Origin of the sequence: Shewanella sp. SR43-8 (assembly GCF_014163775.1) — a bacterium.
Taxonomy (GTDB): Bacteria; Pseudomonadota; Gammaproteobacteria; order Enterobacterales; family Shewanellaceae; genus Shewanella; species Shewanella vesiculosa.
On the sequence record NZ_JACJDX010000004.1, the window covers coordinates 43,476 to 61,164 of the forward strand.

Annotated in this window: 16 protein-coding genes and 7 tRNA genes; 19 read left to right on the plus strand and 4 right to left on the minus strand. The window is 42.9% G+C overall.

From position 1 onward, the window contains the following. Positions 1-518: 518 nt before the first annotated feature. From H5114_RS05995 to H5114_RS06045, 11 genes are all read left to right on the plus strand, one after another. Positions 519-1,742 carry an FAD-dependent monooxygenase gene (locus H5114_RS05995; protein WP_259395249.1) on the plus strand — a complete coding sequence of 408 codons (1,224 nt, stop codon included), beginning with the start codon at positions 519-521 and terminating at the stop codon, positions 1,740-1,742. A 217-nt stretch (positions 1,743-1,959) separates the two neighbouring features. Next, entirely contained in the window at positions 1,960-2,547 is a 588-nt protein-coding gene (gene pth, locus H5114_RS06000) for an aminoacyl-tRNA hydrolase (RefSeq protein WP_182722454.1), read from the plus strand. Between the two features lie 77 nt (positions 2,548-2,624). After that, a complete protein-coding gene (gene ychF, locus H5114_RS06005) occupies positions 2,625-3,716 on the plus strand; it encodes a redox-regulated ATPase YchF (RefSeq protein ID WP_124017819.1) in 1,092 nt (363 codons plus the stop codon). A gap of 216 nt (positions 3,717-3,932) precedes the next feature. Next, positions 3,933-4,009 (plus strand) — tRNA-Met (locus H5114_RS06010). A 43-nt stretch (positions 4,010-4,052) separates the two neighbouring features. Next, positions 4,053-4,137, plus strand: a tRNA-Leu gene (locus H5114_RS06015). A gap of 45 nt (positions 4,138-4,182) precedes the next feature. After that, positions 4,183-4,257: transfer RNA gene (locus H5114_RS06020), tRNA-Gln, on the plus strand. 23 nt (positions 4,258-4,280) lie between these two features. Beyond that, positions 4,281-4,355: transfer RNA gene (locus H5114_RS06025), tRNA-Gln, on the plus strand. Between the two features lie 5 nt (positions 4,356-4,360). Beyond that, positions 4,361-4,437: transfer RNA gene (locus tag H5114_RS06030), tRNA-Met, on the plus strand. A 94-nt stretch (positions 4,438-4,531) separates the two neighbouring features. Then, positions 4,532-4,616, plus strand: a tRNA-Leu gene (locus H5114_RS06035). Positions 4,617-4,669: 53 nt separating this feature from the next. Further along, a tRNA-Gln gene (locus H5114_RS06040) sits at positions 4,670-4,744 on the plus strand. A 178-nt stretch (positions 4,745-4,922) separates the two neighbouring features. Next, positions 4,923-5,954 carry a patatin family protein gene (locus H5114_RS06045; protein ID WP_182722455.1) on the plus strand — a complete coding sequence of 344 codons (1,032 nt, stop codon included), beginning with the start codon at positions 4,923-4,925 and terminating at the stop codon, positions 5,952-5,954. Between the two features lie 71 nt (positions 5,955-6,025). Here the strand turns inward: H5114_RS06045 and H5114_RS06050 are convergent, their stop codons facing one another. From H5114_RS06050 to lolB, 3 genes are all read right to left on the minus strand, one after another. Further along, positions 6,026-6,973, minus strand: coding sequence for a ribose-phosphate pyrophosphokinase (locus H5114_RS06050; protein ID WP_124017821.1), 948 nt, complete (start codon positions 6,971-6,973; stop codon positions 6,026-6,028). A 90-nt stretch (positions 6,974-7,063) separates the two neighbouring features. Beyond that, entirely contained in the window at positions 7,064-7,936 is an 873-nt protein-coding gene (gene ispE, locus H5114_RS06055; protein WP_182722456.1) for a 4-(cytidine 5'-diphospho)-2-C-methyl-D-erythritol kinase, read from the minus strand. A gap of 46 nt (positions 7,937-7,982) precedes the next feature. Continuing rightward, on the minus strand, positions 7,983-8,606 hold the full coding sequence (lolB, locus tag H5114_RS06060) for a lipoprotein insertase outer membrane protein LolB (protein ID WP_404948345.1): 624 nt from the start codon (positions 8,604-8,606) through the stop codon (positions 7,983-7,985). A 225-nt stretch (positions 8,607-8,831) separates the two neighbouring features. On the opposite strand from lolB, the gene hemA reads away from it, so the two are divergent. The 8 genes from hemA to H5114_RS06100 all read left to right on the plus strand — a co-directional run bounded on the left by hemA (position 8,832) and on the right by H5114_RS06100 (position 16,708). After that, entirely contained in the window at positions 8,832-10,082 is a 1,251-nt protein-coding gene (hemA, locus tag H5114_RS06065) for a glutamyl-tRNA reductase (RefSeq protein WP_124017824.1), read from the plus strand. Positions 10,083-10,096: 14 nt separating this feature from the next. Beyond that, positions 10,097-11,182 carry a peptide chain release factor 1 gene (gene prfA / locus H5114_RS06070; RefSeq protein WP_124017825.1) on the plus strand — a complete coding sequence of 362 codons (1,086 nt, stop codon included), beginning with the start codon at positions 10,097-10,099 and terminating at the stop codon, positions 11,180-11,182. 9 nt (positions 11,183-11,191) lie between these two features. Further along, positions 11,192-12,049: a peptide chain release factor N(5)-glutamine methyltransferase gene (prmC, locus tag H5114_RS06075; RefSeq protein ID WP_124017826.1), complete on the plus strand. Its 858-nt coding sequence runs from the start codon at positions 11,192-11,194 to the stop codon at positions 12,047-12,049. 124 nt (positions 12,050-12,173) lie between these two features. Beyond that, positions 12,174-12,569 carry a SirB2 family protein gene (locus H5114_RS06080; RefSeq protein WP_124017827.1) on the plus strand — a complete coding sequence of 132 codons (396 nt, stop codon included), beginning with the start codon at positions 12,174-12,176 and terminating at the stop codon, positions 12,567-12,569. Between the two features lie 9 nt (positions 12,570-12,578). Beyond that, the gene (locus tag H5114_RS06085) at positions 12,579-13,367 is read left to right on the plus strand and encodes a tetratricopeptide repeat protein (RefSeq protein ID WP_182722458.1); all 789 of its coding nucleotides are present in this window, start codon (positions 12,579-12,581) and stop codon (positions 13,365-13,367) included. Positions 13,368-13,556: 189 nt separating this feature from the next. Continuing rightward, complete coding sequence (locus tag H5114_RS06090; RefSeq protein WP_182722459.1) at positions 13,557-14,804, plus strand: DUF819 domain-containing protein; 1,248 nt, start codon at positions 13,557-13,559, stop codon at positions 14,802-14,804. 17 nt (positions 14,805-14,821) lie between these two features. Further along, a complete protein-coding gene (gene kdsA / locus H5114_RS06095) occupies positions 14,822-15,673 on the plus strand; it encodes a 3-deoxy-8-phosphooctulonate synthase (RefSeq protein WP_124017830.1) in 852 nt (283 codons plus the stop codon). A 162-nt stretch (positions 15,674-15,835) separates the two neighbouring features. Next, positions 15,836-16,708, plus strand: coding sequence for a DMT family transporter (locus tag H5114_RS06100; protein ID WP_182722460.1), 873 nt, complete (start codon positions 15,836-15,838; stop codon positions 16,706-16,708). Here H5114_RS06100 and H5114_RS06105 read toward each other — a convergent pair. Next, entirely contained in the window at positions 16,686-17,684 is a 999-nt protein-coding gene (locus H5114_RS06105; protein WP_182698675.1) for a ketopantoate reductase family protein, read from the minus strand. The genes H5114_RS06100 and H5114_RS06105 overlap by 23 nt on opposite strands. Positions 17,685-17,689: the final 5 nt, after the last annotated feature.

The following is a 17,689-nucleotide window of genomic DNA, read 5'->3' on the forward strand; positions in this document are numbered from 1 at the left end:
CAGTAAATCACAGTAAAAATAGCGCGACATTTTACCTGTTGTCAGGCGGTCTGGCTAGTATTAGTGCAAGTTTCACGCATTTGAATATAAATTTTGCAATAGCCTTAAAAATAGTAATGACTAATCGTTTGGATTAAACTTGATAAGTTATAACGAGTAAACATCGCATTCAGTGGTTATTTAGGCTTAAGTTACGATTAAAGCCTTGCCACATTTCCGTGGTTTATTGATCTAGGGCATAATCGAACTATTAGCATGCACCAACGTCATGGTTTTATTTTGGTCTGTTTTATCGCCCTGATGGGGGCGTCGATCAGCAATTGTAGATGTGATTTTCACCGCTAAAGGGTGATAGCACTAGTTGCCAAGTTAATGTGCCGCCAAGTAAGCCATCATGGATGTCATCGCGTATAGGTTAATAATGATTATTGATGCCCAACAGAGGTTCAGTTAATTCGTTTTTCATTGGCTGTTATATTGAACATAAACTCATTTCACTATTTATGGATGTAAACACAATGCAAGATGCTTCACTCACATCAACGAACGCTACTGGCGATGCGACTCATTATGATGTTGTGGTCGTGGGCGGAGGAATGGTCGGTGCGGCTGCCGCGATTGGATTAGGTCAATTAGGACTTAGTGTGGCGGTGATAGAGCCCCGTCAACCGCAGCCTTATGATGTAGAACAGCCATTAGATGTCCGAGTGTCTGCAATCAGTGTTGCATCTGAGCAATTATTAACCCGTCTTGGTGCCATGGATGAGCTGCTGTTGATGCGCCATGCGCCTTATACTGGCTTAGAAACATGGGAGCTCGACGATTGCCTTACGGCATTTAGCGCCGAACAAGTGGGTCAAGCGCACTTAGGCTACTTTTTTGAAAATCGGTTAATTCAATTAAGCCTATGGCAGCAAATCCGGAAAATGGATAATGTCACCTTATTATGTCCGCATAAAGTGACCCAATTTGGCCGTTTAAGTGATAGTCAGCAAGTGAGTATTGAGCTTGATAATGGCGATAAAATCACGACAAGATTATTGATTGGCGCCGATGGTGCTCATTCGCAAGTTCGTCAATGGGCTGGTATTGGTGTCACTGGCTGGGATTATGCGCAGTCGGCGATGCTAATTAATATCAGTACTCAAACCCCACAGCAATCAGTAACCTGGCAGCAATTTACCCCTGCAGGGCCAAGAAGCTTATTGCCGCTTCCTGGGAATCATGCGTCATTAGTCTGGTACGACGACGCCAATCGGATTAAACAATTATCACAACTTAATGATCTGCAATTAGCACAACAAATCAGGCAGCATTTTCCGCCGCGTTTAGATCCTAATTTCACTGTTGAGAATAGAGGTAGCTTTAGACTCACTCGCCGCCATGCCCAAGGTTACTACCAAGATAATTTAGTGATTATTGGTGATGCCGCCCACACGATTAACCCTCTAGCTGGCCAAGGAGTAAATATTGGCTTTAAAGATGTTGATGTGCTGGTAGCCCAGATTGCCAATGCCATTGGCAGTGGGGAAATATGGTGGCAAACGCCTGTGCTAAAGCGATATCAGCAAGCGCGTTATTACGATAATCAACTGATGATGACCGCGATGGATGCTTTTTATGCTGGGTTTAGCAATGATTTATTACCGTTAAAACTGCTGCGTAATGGTGCATTGAAATTGGCAAATATCGACTCACCATTAAAGCGAAAAGTGCTCAAGTATGCCCTTGGATTGACTTAAACTATTCGCTAACCCGGTTCGGCTTTTTGGGTTTGCGTTATTGCTCCGCACGCAAAACTTGATGGGGACATGATTAACGCTAAGGCTTGAGTGGCTTTGAATGATTACATTATGAGTGAAATTGGTATAAAATGCCGCGTTTTGCATCATGTGTATTTTGATGTACCCCATGAAGGCATTTAGCAATAGTGTTTGCTAAGAAACTGACTAGGTTGTGATGAGTAACATTAAATTGATTGTCGGGTTGGCAAACCCGGGTGCTGAATACGCGCAAACTCGCCATAACGCTGGTGCATGGTACGTGCAAGAATTGGCACGCATTTGCAGTGTTCAATTAGTACCAGAGAGTAAATACTTTGGCGTCACAGCTCGGGCTATTTTACACGGTAAAGACGTGCGCTTGCTGATCCCAACAACCTACATGAATTTAAGCGGTAAGTCTGTGGCAGCGTTAGCTAACTTTTTCCGTATCCTGCCTGAAGAAATATTGGTTGCCCATGATGAGCTTGACATGGCACCGGGCGTGGCTAAATTCAAATTAGGTGGTGGCCATGGTGGTCATAATGGCTTAAAAGACATTATTGCTAGCTTAGGCAATGACAAGAACTTTCATCGTTTACGGATTGGCATTGGTCATCCAGGCGATAAAAATAAAGTCAGCGGCTACGTACTGGGCAGGGCACCAGCGGTAGAACAAGAGCGAATAAATGCGGCGATTGATGAAGCGGTTCGTTCCACCGAGATTTTATTTAACCAAGACATGGCGAAAGCTATGCACAGATTACATTCGTTCAAAGCAGAATAAGCCAGGCTAGTTTTGTTTTAACACCCTTTCGACATCATTATCCAATGGGATAATTCTACATATATAAAGGTAAGCATATGGGTTTTAAATGCGGCATTGTTGGTCTTCCAAACGTAGGTAAGTCAACGTTGTTTAATGCGTTAACACAAGCAGGGATTGAAGCGGCAAACTTTCCGTTTTGTACTATTGAGCCAAACACCGGAGTGGTACCTGTACCTGACTCACGTCTCGACGCGTTAGCTGCCATTGTCAAACCTCAACGCATTTTGCCGACATCTATGGAATTCGTTGATATCGCCGGTTTAGTCGCTGGTGCATCGAAAGGTGAAGGTTTAGGCAACAAATTTTTAGCTAACATTCGCGAAACCGATGCTATTGGTCATGTGGTACGTTGTTTTGAAGATCCAAACATTGTTCACGTAGCCAATAAAATTGATCCTGCTGGCGACATTGAAGTGATTAACACCGAATTAGCCCTAGCCGATTTAGATGCCTGTGAACGGGCTATTTTTCGTCAAGCTAAACGCGCTAAAGGCGGCGATGCGGATGCCAAATTTGAAGTTGCAGTGCTTGAAAAAATGCGCCCAGCATTAGATGAAGCTAAAATGCTACGTTCATTAGAATTAACCAAAGAAGAATTAGCCGCAGTTGCGTACCTAAACTTTTTAACCTTAAAGCCGACCATGTACATAGCTAACGTGGCTGAAGACGGTTTTGAAAATAATCCTCATCTTGATGTTGTGCGTGCTATTGCGGCAACAGAAAATGCAGTGGTTGTGCCTGTGTGTGCTGCGATTGAGTCAGAACTCGCTGAAATGGAAGCTGATGACCGCGCCGAGTTTATGACTGACTTAGGTATCGAAGAGTCTGGTTTAGACCGCGTGATCCGTGCAGGCTATGAATTATTAAATCTGCAAACGTATTTTACTGCTGGTGTGAAAGAAGTACGTGCATGGACAGTACCTGTTGGCGCATCAGCACCACAAGCTGCTGGTGTTATCCACACCGACTTTGAGCGTGGCTTTATTCGTGCGCAGGTGATGGCATATCAAGATTTTATTACCTACAAAGGTGAAGCGGGAGCCAAAGATGCCGGTAAATTACGTGTCGAAGGTAAAACCTACGTTGTTAAAGATGGCGATGTGATGCATTTCTTATTTAATGTCTAAGCAGCATTTAGATTAAGTAAAAAATCATAATAAGGGGCGTAAAGGATATTTTGGTCAGTTAATTGGCTTTATTTTGTCGATTCGGCATTCAGTTTGGTGAAGTTATAGCCGAACAAGACGAATTGATGAAAATAGCGAAAAAAACCAGTTGACCTAGATAACCTGAATAAGCATAATACGCCCCGTTCCTCGCCAAGAGGGATTGCAAGAAATAGTGGCAATATAGCTCAGCTGGTTAGAGCACAGCACTCATAATGCTGGGGTCGCAGGTTCAAGTCCCGCTATTGCTACCATATTTCTTACCCATCTGCTCAAGATGTTAAACTAGAGTGTTGTGCGGGAGTGGTGGAATTGGTAGACACGCCAGATTTAGGTTCTGGTGCCGCAAGGTGTGAGAGTTCAAGTCTCTCCTTCCGTACCATTTATTAGAGATATTGGCTTAGGCGGATGTTTCAAAAAGTTTGATTGGGATATCGCCAAGCGGTAAGGCACTGGGTTTTGATCTCAGCATTCCAAGGTTCGAATCCTTGTATCCCAGCCATTTATAAAGTTAGACAAGATTATTGGGATATCGCCAAGCGGTAAGGCACTGGGTTTTGATCTCAGCATTCCAAGGTTCGAATCCTTGTATCCCAGCCATCTTTGGCAATGTAGCTCAGCTGGTTAGAGCACAGCACTCATAATGCTGGGGTCGCAGGTTCAAGTCCCGCCATTGCTACCATATTTACTAGGTAGATTGAGTTGTACTTACATTAGCTAGTAAAGCCAAAGTTTACTCTGAAATAAAAAGAGTATACTCTAAGTTAAAATTTGATGCGGGAATGGTGAAATTGGTAGACACGCCAGATTTAGGTTCTGGTGCCGCGAGGTGTGAGAGTTCAAGTCTCTCTTCCCGTACCATCAAATTTTATTCAAAGTGATTTTTAGTCTGTATTGCCATAATTTGTTTTAATTGGGGTATCGCCAAGCGGTAAGGCACCGGGTTTTGATCTCGGCATCCCCAGGTTCGAATCCTGGTACCCCAGCCAAATTCTGAAAAGCCCGTCTTAATAGACGGGCTTTTTGCATTTTTGTTTTTATAACGTTAAATCTTGCGCGGTATTGATAGCCTTTTTCTATTAACTCAATTGATTCTATCCATTATCTATCTTCGCTTCAGTTCTTTAGACTTACCTTATGCAGTTAATCACTAACGTCAGGTTTACTATGAACACCCAAACAACTCATCCTCCAATGCTTTATGAGCATGTATCACAGCCTATGACGGCGTTAATTGCCGAAGGTGGTGGTCAGCGTGGGATTTTTACTGCTGGGGTGTTAGATGCTTGGTTAGAAGCCGAATTTGATCCATTTGATCTGTTTATTGGCACCTCTGCCGGTTCGCAAAATTTAACCAGTTTTTTATCGCGCCAAAAAGGCTATGCAAAACGATTAATTCGAGGATTATCACGTCATAAACGTTTTTACCAATTAAGCCGAGGTTTAGTTGGTAAAAACGTAGTCGATCTCGATTGGTATTTTGATAAAACTACTCGAGGCAGTTTTACTTTGGATTTCGCCTCTGCAGCAAAATATTTAGGCAAACGGCAATTATTGATCACTACAACTAATTCACGAGATCGCCAAGGTTACTTTTTTAGTCCTAGCAACGATGGTGAGCATTGGCGCGAGTTGTTAAAAGCATCGAGTGCGTTGCCTTTTCTATACAAGCAAGGTGTGAAACTCGCGCCTTGGTTAAATACCCATGCCGCGAATCAAACACCTGAGCTTATAGGGCAACCTCAAGAAGACTTTTACCTTGATGGCGGGCTAGCGGCACCTTTACCTGTTCGTGAGGCTTACCAGCGCGGTGCGCGTAAAATTGTGGTCATTCGAACGGTTAATGCAGACTTTCAGGCGCAATCAGCTTGGGTACATAAGCTAAAATCATGGATTTGTGTCTCTGGTTATTGCCCCAGAACCATTGATTACTTAGTGCAACATGAACAAGCGTATCAACAAGAGTTAGCGTTTATTGCTAATCCGCCTGCTGATGTTGAAATTATCCAAATTTTTGCCGACAACAGTTTACAAAGTAAACTGCTTGGCAGTGCTGATACAGATTTACTGCATGATTATCATACTGGCTTAGCGGCTGGGAAATCATTTTTAGTGCAGCAACAACATGCCAATATTGCGCCAGCGATGATGCCAGGTCAGCAATTATCTTTTATGCCTAAGTATGCTTTGTCTGCTTAATGAATCGAGTTCCACACAAATAAAAAAACGCACTCAATCGAGTGCGTTTTTGATGACCCTAATCGGTTAGATTAGTGGCGGAACATAGCAGAGATAGACTCTTCGTTGCTTACACGACGGATCGCTTCAGCAAGTACCGCAGACATGGTTAACTGAGTCACTTTAGCCACTTTGAGCATTTCAGGGCTTAATGGCACTGTATCAGTTACGATAACTTCGTCGATAACAGAATTGGCAATATTTTCAGCTGCATTACCTGAGAATACAGGATGAGTAGCATAAGCAAACACGCGGTTAGCGCCATGTTCTTTTAATGCTTCAGCAGCTTTGCATAAAGTGCCACCAGTGTCGATCATGTCATCAACAATGATGCAATCACGGCCTTGAACGTCACCAATAATGTGCATTACCTGAGCCACGTTCGCCTGTGGGCGACGTTTATCGATAATGGCAAGATCAGTATCATCCAATAGTTTGGCTACTGCACGAGCGCGAACAACACCGCCAATATCAGGAGACACAACAACAGGGTTATCAAATTTCCGGGAGAGCATGTCTTCAAGTAGCACTGGGCTACCGAATACGTTATCAACCGGGACATCAAAGAAACCTTGAATTTGCTCAGCGTGTAAGTCACAAGTCAATACGCGGTCAACACCCACGCTCGACAAGAAATCTGCAACCACTTTCGCTGTAATAGGCACACGTGCACTGCGTACACGGCGGTCTTGACGAGCATATCCAAAGTACGGAATAACGGCAGTAATACGACCCGCTGATGCACGGCGAAGCGCGTCAACCATTACAATAAGCTCCATGAGGTTATCGTTAGTTGGTGCGCAAGTAGATTGGATAATAAACACATCCGCACCACGTACATTCTCGTTTATTTGAACACTGATTTCACCGTCGCTGAAACGGCCTACAACTGCGTCGCCAAGTTTGCAAAATAAACGATCGGCAATCTTAGCAGCTAGATTTGGGGTAGCGTTACCAGCAAAGAGCTTGATGTCGGGCACTTTATGAACCTCAGATGTTTGCTTTACGATTAAAGGCTAGATCAATTTTACGTGTTGTCACTCAAAACTGACCCAGAAGATATTATGTAATTAGAGCTGCTCAAGCCGTATTTTTAATGGCGACTTATTCATCCCTTTTGCAACAAACCCTCGCATATGAGCCGGCAATTCGGCTAAAGCGTCAAGTGCTTGTTGCGAATGTGTAAATTCCCCGAACACGCATGCGCCTGTTCCAGTCATTCTCGACGGCGCATATTCTACCAGCCAGCTTAAGGCATTGGCAACTTGAGGGTGCTTAGTTGTGACCAATTTCTGACAATCATTGGTCCACTGCTGAGTCATTAAGCTGTTCATATCCAATTTAGGTGTGTTGCGTGGTAGATCAGGATGCTGAAAAATATCCTTAGTTGATACATGCACATCAGGGACAATAACTAAGTACCATGGTTCAGCGGGTTCTACTGTGATCAATTGCTCACCGACACCTTCAGCGAATGCTGATAAACCATTAATAAAAACAGGAACATCCGCACCGAGTGTTAAGCCTATTTCAGCCAGTTTACTGGGTGACACATTGGTTTTCCATAAGGCATTTAGTGCCACTAATGTGGTTGCTGCATCCGATGAACCACCGCCTAAACCACCACCCATAGGGAGTAATTTGTCTAACCAAATATGCGCACCGCCTTCATATTGGGTATAACGCTTGAGTGACTTTGCGGCTTTAAGAATTAAGTTATCGCTGTCAGCGACAGAATCGGAGATAGCAGAGTGTAAAATTAAATCGTCTGTGTTGGTAATATGAAAATCGAGGTAATCGCAATGGTCAATAAATTGAAATAAGGTCTGTAATTGGTGATAACCATCAGCTCGCTGGCCGGTAATGTGTAAAAATAAATTTAATTTTGCTGGCGCAGGCCAACTTGTTGAAACGGCTGATTTACGTAAGTGAGTTGGTTTCATGTTTGTTTAACTACCTTGTTAATGTGCCAGCAATTAACATTTATTGTTATTGGGTTTTGGCTGCTACAGCTGTCCATTGATTAGTTTGAATTTTTATTTGCACATTTTCTCGCTCAATCTTCAACAACTTAGGCACAAGCGCGCCGCTTTGTTGTTGCCAATTGAGAAAACTCACTGACCAGTTTGCCTGAGGATCGTAACTGATGACTTGTTTAATTGTGCCATCAGGATTATAGCTGACAATTTTATCATTGCTGCCAATTTGGCCGGTGATCCATAAAGGAAGGCTATCAAGCGGGATTGACCAGCCGCTAATACCTGTCAGTAAATCTTGGGCGTTACTGTCGCGATAGGTTTTGCCGTCTACTTCAAGCGTCGCCATGCCTTGATTTGTCTTGAGGGTTAATACTGTCGTGCCTAATACTGTGGTTAAACGCAAGTCATTGGCAGCGGGTTGGTGTAGCCAGTACAGATTAGTACTGAATTTATCTTCCGCTGTTTTAACGGCAATTTTACCCTGCAGCTCCCATGCATTGGCTTGAGCTGCATTGGTCACATTGATAGGCGTAAAATCTTCAGATGGCGTCACACTACAACCGGTTAACAAAAGCAACGCGGTGATAATAGCGGTATAAAAGAAAGATGCAGATAATCGCAATGGATTGCCTATCAGTTGCTTAAGATTTTCTTATGATACTGGGCTTAAGTCATTATGTAAAAATGCTTTTAGCAAAATTAATGTGATATTAATGTAAGGGTTTGCATAATGTTTATGTGAACCATAAATAAATATTTAGACATTTATTCGGTTTTGTTAAGCCAATTGTGTTTTTAGTCGGTTCAATTCAGTAGAATAGCCTAATTAACGTCACCGAAAAGAACTTGATACCATCAAATGAGCCTAGTAATAATCGGGATAAACCATAAAACCGCCACGGTAGATTTGCGTGAAAAAGTCGCTTTCTCTCCAGACCGCATTCATGACGCCATGAAAAGCTTGGCTAGTCGCACCCGTACGGGCGAGGCTGTTATTGTGTCGACCTGTAACCGTACTGAGCTATATTGCAATAATGCTGAAAAGGAAGACATTATTGAATGGTTGGAGGATTACCATAGTATTGAGCACAGCGACTTAATGCCGTGTCTCTATGCCTATGAAGAGCAAGTTGCCGTAAAACATTTAATGCGGGTAGCATCGGGTCTGGATTCACTGGTACTGGGTGAACCGCAAATTTTGGGACAGGTAAAGCAAGCGTTTGTTAAAGCCAAAGAAGCTGGCACGATTGCATTGACCATTGACCGCTTGTTTCAAAACACCTTCTCTGTGGCCAAAAAAGTGCGCACTGAAACCGAAATCGGTGCCGCGGCAGTTTCTGTCGCCTTTGCCGCCGTCAGCATGGCGAAACATATTTTCTCATCATTGAGCACCACTAAGGTGTTACTCATTGGTGCTGGAGAAACGATTGAGCTGGTGGCCAAACACCTTAAAGATAATGGTGTTGCCTCTATGGTGGTGGCAAATCGCACTATCGAACGTGCCCAAGCCATGTGTGAAGAGTTTAACGCTACCGCCATTACCCTAGAACAAATACCAGATTTTCTCGCTAAAGCCGATATCGTGATATCCTCTACCGCCAGTCCTTTGCCCATTTTAGGTAAAGGTATGGTCGAAAAAGCGCTAAAACAGCGTCGTCATCAACCTATGTTGTTGGTGGATATTGCAGTTCCAAGAGATATTGAAGCAGAAGTCGGTGAGTTAGACGACGCATTCCTTTATACTGTAGACGATCTGCATAGCATAATTGAACAGAACATGGCTTCACGTAAAGAAGCCGCCGAGCAAGCAGAATTAATTACTGAAGACCAATCACACTTATTTATGGAGTGGATTAGGTCTTTAGAGTCAGTCGACAGTATTCGCGAATATCGCAGCCAGAGCTTGGCGATTAAAGATGAATTAGTTGAGCGCGCCTTGAATAAAATATCTCATGGCAGTGACAGTGAGCAAGTGATACTAGAGTTAGCCAATAGGCTAACTAATCGTTTGATACATGCACCGACACAAGCGCTTACTTCAGCAAGCCGTCAAGGCGATTTGAATACGTTAGGCCAATTAAGAACTGCGCTTGGTTTAGATAAAAACTAAGGTTAGCGAGCTAAATGAAAGAATCCGTTATCCGCAAGCTTGAAGGCTTGCTCGAGCGTAATGAAGAAGTATTAGCATTATTAAGTGATGCTACCGTGATTTCGGATCAAGACCGTTTTCGTGGATTATCAAAAGAATATTCTCAACTTGAAAATGTAGTCAGTAGCTTCAAGGCGTTTCAACAAGCTCAAAAAGATTTCGACTACGCTAAAGAGATGCTTGAAGAAGACGATGCTGAAATGCGCGAAATGGCGCAAGATGAGTACAAGCAATCTAAACAAGTGTTAGAAAAACTTGAAGATGAATTACAAGTTTTACTCTTGCCTACCGATCCTAATGATGACACTAACGCGTTTCTTGAAATTCGTGCGGGTGCCGGTGGCGATGAAGCCGCTATTTTTGCGGGTGACTTATACCGTATGTATTCGCGTTATTGCGAAGCGAACCGTTGGCAGATAGAAGTCATGAACGTCAACGAAGGCGAGCATGGCGGCTTTAAAGAAATCATTGTTAAAATCAGTGGTGATGGTGCTTACGGTAAATTAAAGTTTGAGTCTGGTGGACATCGTGTTCAACGTGTACCAGAAACCGAATCTCAGGGCCGGGTTCATACTTCAGCATGTACAGTCGTGGTATTGCACGAAGTACCTGAAGCTGAAGCGATTTCGATTAATGCAGCAGACTTAAAAGTTGATACATTCCGCGCCTCTGGTGCCGGTGGGCAGCACGTTAACAAAACTGATTCAGCGATTCGTATTACCCATATTCCATCTGGCATTATTGTTGAGTGTCAGGATCAACGTTCACAGCATAAAAACCGTGCCCAAGCGATGAGTGTTTTGGCTGCGCGTATTCAAGCTGTTGAAGATGAAAAAAGACGTAGTGCAGAAGAAACTACCCGTCGTAGTTTAGTGGCCAGTGGCGATCGTTCTGAACGTATTAGAACGTATAACTACCCACAAGGTCGCGTAAGTGATCATCGTATCAACTTAACACTATATCGCTTGAATGAAGTCATGGAAGGCGACTTAAATGTCTTGCTTGAACCCATTATGCTAGAACATCAAGCCGATATGCTTGCCGCGTTAGCTGACGACTAAGGAGTTCTCTTGACGCAGTCTTCGTATTCAACAATTGCTGAAGCCCTGCAATGGGCTTATTCACAACTAGCCGCAACCTCTGAATCTGCTCACGTAGATGCAGAGGCATTGCTATTGCATTGCTTGAATAAAAATCGCAGTTTTTTATATACTTGGCCTGAGCGACAACTGACGAGTGAGCAATTTAAAGCTTATAGCCAGATGATCGCTAAACGTCAAAATGGCACTCCGGTAGCGCATATTATTGGTGAACGAGAGTTTTGGTCATTACCTTTTATTGTTAATGACTCAACGCTTATTCCCCGGCCTGATACTGAAATTTTAGTTGAAACCGCACTGAACTTATCTGTGCGTCACAATGCCAGAGTATTAGATTTAGGTACAGGAACCGGTGCTATTGCATTGGCGTTAGCATCTGAACGACCTAAATGGCGGATTACTGCCATTGATAACGTTCCAGAGGCTGTCGAGCTTGCTAAAGCTAATCGCGGTAATCTTAACTTACCAGACGTTGAAATTATCCAGTCTGATTGGTTTTCAGCCGTTAAACAGCGCGATTTTGATTTGATCGTGTCTAATCCTCCCTATATTGATGAAGCCGATGAACATCTTCATTTAGGCGATGTTCGCTTTGAACCGCAAAGTGCACTCACCGCTGGCAATGAAGGCTATGCCGATTTGTATTATATTGCTGAGCAAGCGCGTGCTCATTTACTTACTGGTGGTTATTTATTGCTTGAACATGGCTATGAACAGGCGATTAAAGTTCGTGAGAAATTGATTGAACTTGGCTACCACAATGTGGCTACCGTTCGAGACTTTGGCAGTAATGACCGCTGCACGCTTGGGCAATGGATGGATGAGTAATTCAGTATCTACAGGTATATATCTCGCTAAGTAAATAGCAATAATCCAAATATTAGTATGCGGCTGGTTGATCGAGTAAACTAGGCGCCTTTTATTTTTACCTTTTTTTAATGAGACTTAATTAATGGAAACATTTTACAGTTTATATCCAGCGGTAAAGCATACTCACATGATGTTTATTGCCATGAGTGTGATCTTTTTTATCGTGCGTTTTGTTTTACATTTACGCAAGTCTCCCATCATGGAAAAAAAGTTTGTTAAAGTCGCACCACATGTCATTGATACGTTTTTATTACTATCAGGCTTCACTTTGTGCTTTATGATCAAACAATATCCTTTTGTCGATCCATGGATGACAGAAAAAATAATCTGTGTTGCGGCCTATATTGCTTTAGGTGTGATGGCACTTAAATCTAACCGTAATAAGCTGTTTAAGTTTTTTGCTTTTATCGGCGCAATCGGTTGGGTAGTGTTAGCGGCCAAACTGGCTTATTTCAAACAAGTCGTCTTCATGGGTTAATTGGTTTTAATGGCAAAATATCTTCTTGATGATGCAGTTTCGATACCTGAAACTGCATTTGAGCTCTCTGAACATCTTGGCTTTTCAACATCTAAACCTGCTATGTGGGCGTGGTATGAAATGGCAGGTTCAGTATTGAGTCACTATGTTATTGACCAACAAGCGCGCCTTGAAGGTCTGTTTAATTGGTTTTACAATGATTTAGGTTTTTGTGTTCGAGACGACTATTTTAGCGTCGAGGCTGCAGATTTAAGCTATTGCGTGTTAAAGCGTCAAGGCAATAGCACTACACTATCAATATTGTTAATTTTATTGGCTAAACAACTCGACTTAACACTCGAGGCGGTTTTATTACCCGGTAATACGGTATTAAAAAGCCAAGTGAATGATGTGGTTAAATACCATGATCCGCTAACCGGTAAAGAACTTAGCCGTCATCAATTGCATGCGTTAGTACGTGGTGAACTGGGTAATGCGGCTAAATTAAAACCAAGCCACCTTAAAACCGCTACGCTCAAACGGTTAATTAGCCGTATGTTACATGAGCTAAAAGCGGGTTGTATCGTCAGTCATAAATTTGAACAGGCAATGGAATGTTGTAATTTATTATTACAATGGCATCCAGACGATGTGCATCTTAATCGTGAACGTGCTTTTATTGCCCAACAGTTAGGTTGCATTAAAGTGGCCATGTCGGATTTACAACACTTCATCGATTTGAGTCCGCATGATCCTGTGATTGAACTGGTTAAGATTCAATTAAAGGAACTCAGTCAACATATGCAGGTTTATCATTAATGATTTGATAACCTGCAACCTAGGCAGCTTTGAGTTAACTCAAAGCTGCCTTATTCGCAGTGAACTTCTTGCAAGTTGATTACCAGCGCGCAGCAGAGAAGTTATCATCATCGATTTTCATAACAGCAAAAATAATAACAATAACAATAACAACTAAAAATATAATGTATTTGTAAGGGAGAACTCTACATGTCAACGTCAGCAATGGTGAGCAATGATGCCACCGCCCTGGGTATACTCGCCGTTATTTTAGGTTTTGTTTTTTACACAAGCTCGTCCACTCATCCTTTTTGGCAAAAGTTTTATAAGTACATTCCAGCTTTACTACTGTGTTATTTCTTACCTTCATTATTAAATACCTTTGGTGTGATTGATGGCCATTCATCACAATTGTATTTTGTTGCATCACGGTATTTACTGCCTGCATGTTTGGTATTATTGATTTTAAGTGTTGATTTAAAAGCTATTCTTAGCTTGGGCCCTAAAGCGGTTATTATGTTTTTAACCGGTACGCTTGGGATTGTTATTGGTGGGCCGATTGCATTAATGACAGTGTCGATCATCGATCCATCACTTATAGGTGGCAATGGTCCTGATGCGGTTTGGCGTGGCATGACAACCTTAGCGGGTAGCTGGATTGGTGGTGGTGCTAACCAAGCTGCAATGAAAGAAATTTATGAGGTTGGTGGCGAGATATTCTCCGTTATGGTGACGGTTGATGTCATCGTTGCCAATATCTGGATGGCCGTGTTGCTCTTTATGGCGTCTAAAGCCAAAGAGATTGATGCCAGAACTGGCGCTGACACCACAGCCATTGAAGCGCTGAAACAGAAAGTCGAAAAGTATCACGCGGAAAATTCGCGCATTCCTTCGCTGCGCGATATTATGTTGATTGTGGCAGTTGGTTTTGGTGTCACTGGTTTTGCCCATTTTGCAGCTGATTTCTTGGGACCGTTTTTCGAAGCTCATTATCCATGGACCGAAGATTATAGTTTAACCTCTAAATTCTTCTGGCTAGTGGTTATTGTGACTACCGTTGGTTTAGGACTTTCATTTACTCCAGTGCGTCATCTTGAAGCGTCTGGTGCCTCTAAAATAGCTTCGGCATTTTTATACATTCTGGTTGCGACCATAGGTTTGCATATGGATGTGTCTAAAATAATGGATACGCCGATTTATTTCTTAGTAGGTATTGTGTGGATGTTAGTGCACGCAGGGTTAATGTTATTAGTGGCTAAACTCATTAAAGCCCCATTATTTTATATGGCAGTGGGTAGCCAAGCCAACGTTGGTGGAGCGGCATCAGCTCCCGTAGTGGCAGCAGCATTTCACCCAGCCTTAGCACCTGTAGGGGTGTTGCTGGCAGTATTCGGTTATGCATTAGGTACTTACATGGCTTGGCTATGTGGTCAGTTATTACAAATTGTTGCAGCGTAATGCGCTAAGAGGATCAAATGGATCAAAAAATTATTCAGTTAACTAATCATGTTGAAGTCGCCAACGACAAACCGTTTGTGTTATTTGGGGGCATGAATGTACTCGAGTCACGTGATTTAGCCATGTCGATTGCAGAACATTATGTGGAAGTGACCCAAAAGCTTGGTATTCCATACGTGTTTAAAGCTTCGTTTGATAAAGCTAATCGTTCATCGGTTAACTCATACCGTGGTCCAGGTATGGAAGAAGGTCTTCGTATTTTTGAAGAAATAAAATCAACCTTCAATGTGCCAATTATCACCGATGTACACGAAATCTATCAGTGTGCACCAGTCGCCGACGTTGTTGATATTATTCAGTTACCGGCTTTTCTTGCGCGTCAAACAGACCTGGTTGTGGCGATGGCGAAAACCGGTGCCGTTATTAACGTTAAAAAACCGCAGTTTTTAGCGCCGCATGAAATGCGTCATATCATTACTAAGTTTAATGAAGCGGGTAATGACAATATTATTTTATGTGAACGTGGCAGTAGCTTTGGTTATAACAACTTGGTTGTCGACATGCTGGGCATGGATGAAATGAAGCAAACGGGTTATCCAGTGATCTTTGATGCTACCCACGCACTGCAACGCCCAGGCGGACGTGCAGACTCTGCTGGTGGACGTCGTGCACAAGCAACTGAACTTGCGCGCAGCGGTATGGCATTAGGGTTAGCAGGCTTATTTATCGAAGCACATCCTGATCCTGATAATGCAAAATGCGATGGCCCATGTGCACTCCCATTGCATTTATTAGAGAAATACCTAACCCAGATGAAAGCGGTTGATGACTTAGTAAAATCATTCGAGTTCATTGATACCAGCAAGTAAATTATTAATAGCATTGGATGACTAATAACTCGATAAGTTGATTATTAATCACTTTAGCACTTTATAAGTGTCTTTTAATCGTCGTAAACAGTAATCTAATTGCCCTTGTATAAGCCCTGACTTTTTACCAAGTTTCAGGGCTTTTTTAGAGCAGTAACCAATATGTGGATCATGTTTACCTTTCTCGCCGCATTCATGCAGGCGTGGCGCAATGCATTTCAAAGCAAGCTGAGTAAAGACGTCAGTGTGGCAGGCGTAACCTTGGCGCGCTTTATTTGGGCTGGTCCCATCGCAGCTGTCTATCTATTTAGTTTGCATCAATATTCCCCTACTGCAATACCCACTTTTACTGCCAGCTTCTGGGGCTTTGTTATTGGTGCTTCATCAATGCAAATTTTAGCCACAGGGCTTATGGTGAAGCTGTTTAAAATGCAGAACTATGCCATAGGTGCTGGGCTAGCCAAAAGCGAAGCCTTAGTAGCCGCTATCCTTGGGGTTATCTTTTTTGGTACTCAATTATCAATACTAGGTTGGATAGGCGTTGTCATCGGCGGTTTGGCAGTCATGTTGCTCAGTAGCAAGCAGGGTTTTAAACAGTTATCACTGAAAACGGTATTATTAGGGCTTGCATGCGGCAGTGCTTTTGCGTTGACATCCTTATGGGTAAGAGAAGCCAGTTTAACCCTACAAGGGCCATTTACGCATCGTGCAGCCTGGGTATTGCTGTGGGTTATTGGGTTACAAACCATAGTGCTAATTGGTTATTTACTGGCAAAAGATAAATCGACTTTAGCAGCCTTGTGGCAACGACCTAAATTAACCTTAGCCATTAGCGTTTCCAGTTGTATTGGTTCGATTGGCTGGTTTAGCGCAATGTCGTTGCAGGCTGTACCGTATGTGAAAACCTTAGGTCAGGTTGAGGTGTTTTTCACCCTGATTATTGCGACCTTTTGGCTGAAACAGAAAGTGAAAATTAATGATGTTGCCGGATTACTGCTAATCGCTATTGCGGCTATTTTAGTGATGTGGAGTTAATATTATTAGGCTTACTGAGTCGTAAAACTCTCTCGAGGAGAGCTTGATTTTGGGGAACATCAAGCTGATGCGCCTTAGCTTGCTGGCAAATATAGCCATTAATCTCATGAATTTCAGTGGGTCTACCGTGAGCGACATCTTGATACATAGATGAAAAGTTAGCTGAGGTTAACGCAATCACTTGGTATACCCGCGCACTCAGTGCTGCTTTATCTAAGTTGATGCCATCACATTGAGCCACTTGGACTAATTCATCAATAATTGCCGCAATCTGTGCTTGGTATTGAGTCGCGGCTAATTGACCATTAGCACACTGATTTAATGCAGTTAATGGGTTTATGACTGCATTAATCGCCAGCTTTTGCCATAACACGGGTAAAACAGGCTGATGCCATTCAATGGGTTGATGGTCACTGTGCAGATTATTTAGGCGCATCTTTAATGCTGTCGGCATAAGAGGGCCGCTAAAATGCCCCAGTTGGGTTACGCCAAAGCCGCTGTGTTTTACTTGCCACTGATTTTGTTTCAATGCCGCCTGCGATGTTGTGCCTAGGGTCAATCCTTGATGCTTTGCCAATGCAGCAGCCACCGAAAAGTGGGGACCTAAACCATTGTGAAGTAATACAATATGGCATTGAGGAGACAGTTTGGTTAACAAGGGAATAAGTGCTAGTTCAACTTGATAGGCTTTGACACACACAAGCAGTAATTCAACCTGGGCTAAGCGGTTATCTTCGGTGCCCAATATGGTCGCTAATGCTTTATGGCATTGCTGCTTATCGTCAATAAAATCCAGTTTTTGTTGCCGAGTTTGTTTATCTCGGCCAATAAACATCACATCGTCTACTTCTGGCGTTGGCGAGCAGACAGTCAGTTTGTGATACATCAATTGCCCAATTGCACCCGCGCCTAATATGGCAATCAGTCGATGACTATCGTGCGTGGATGATGGTGGCAATAGTGATGTTTTTACCATGTTTT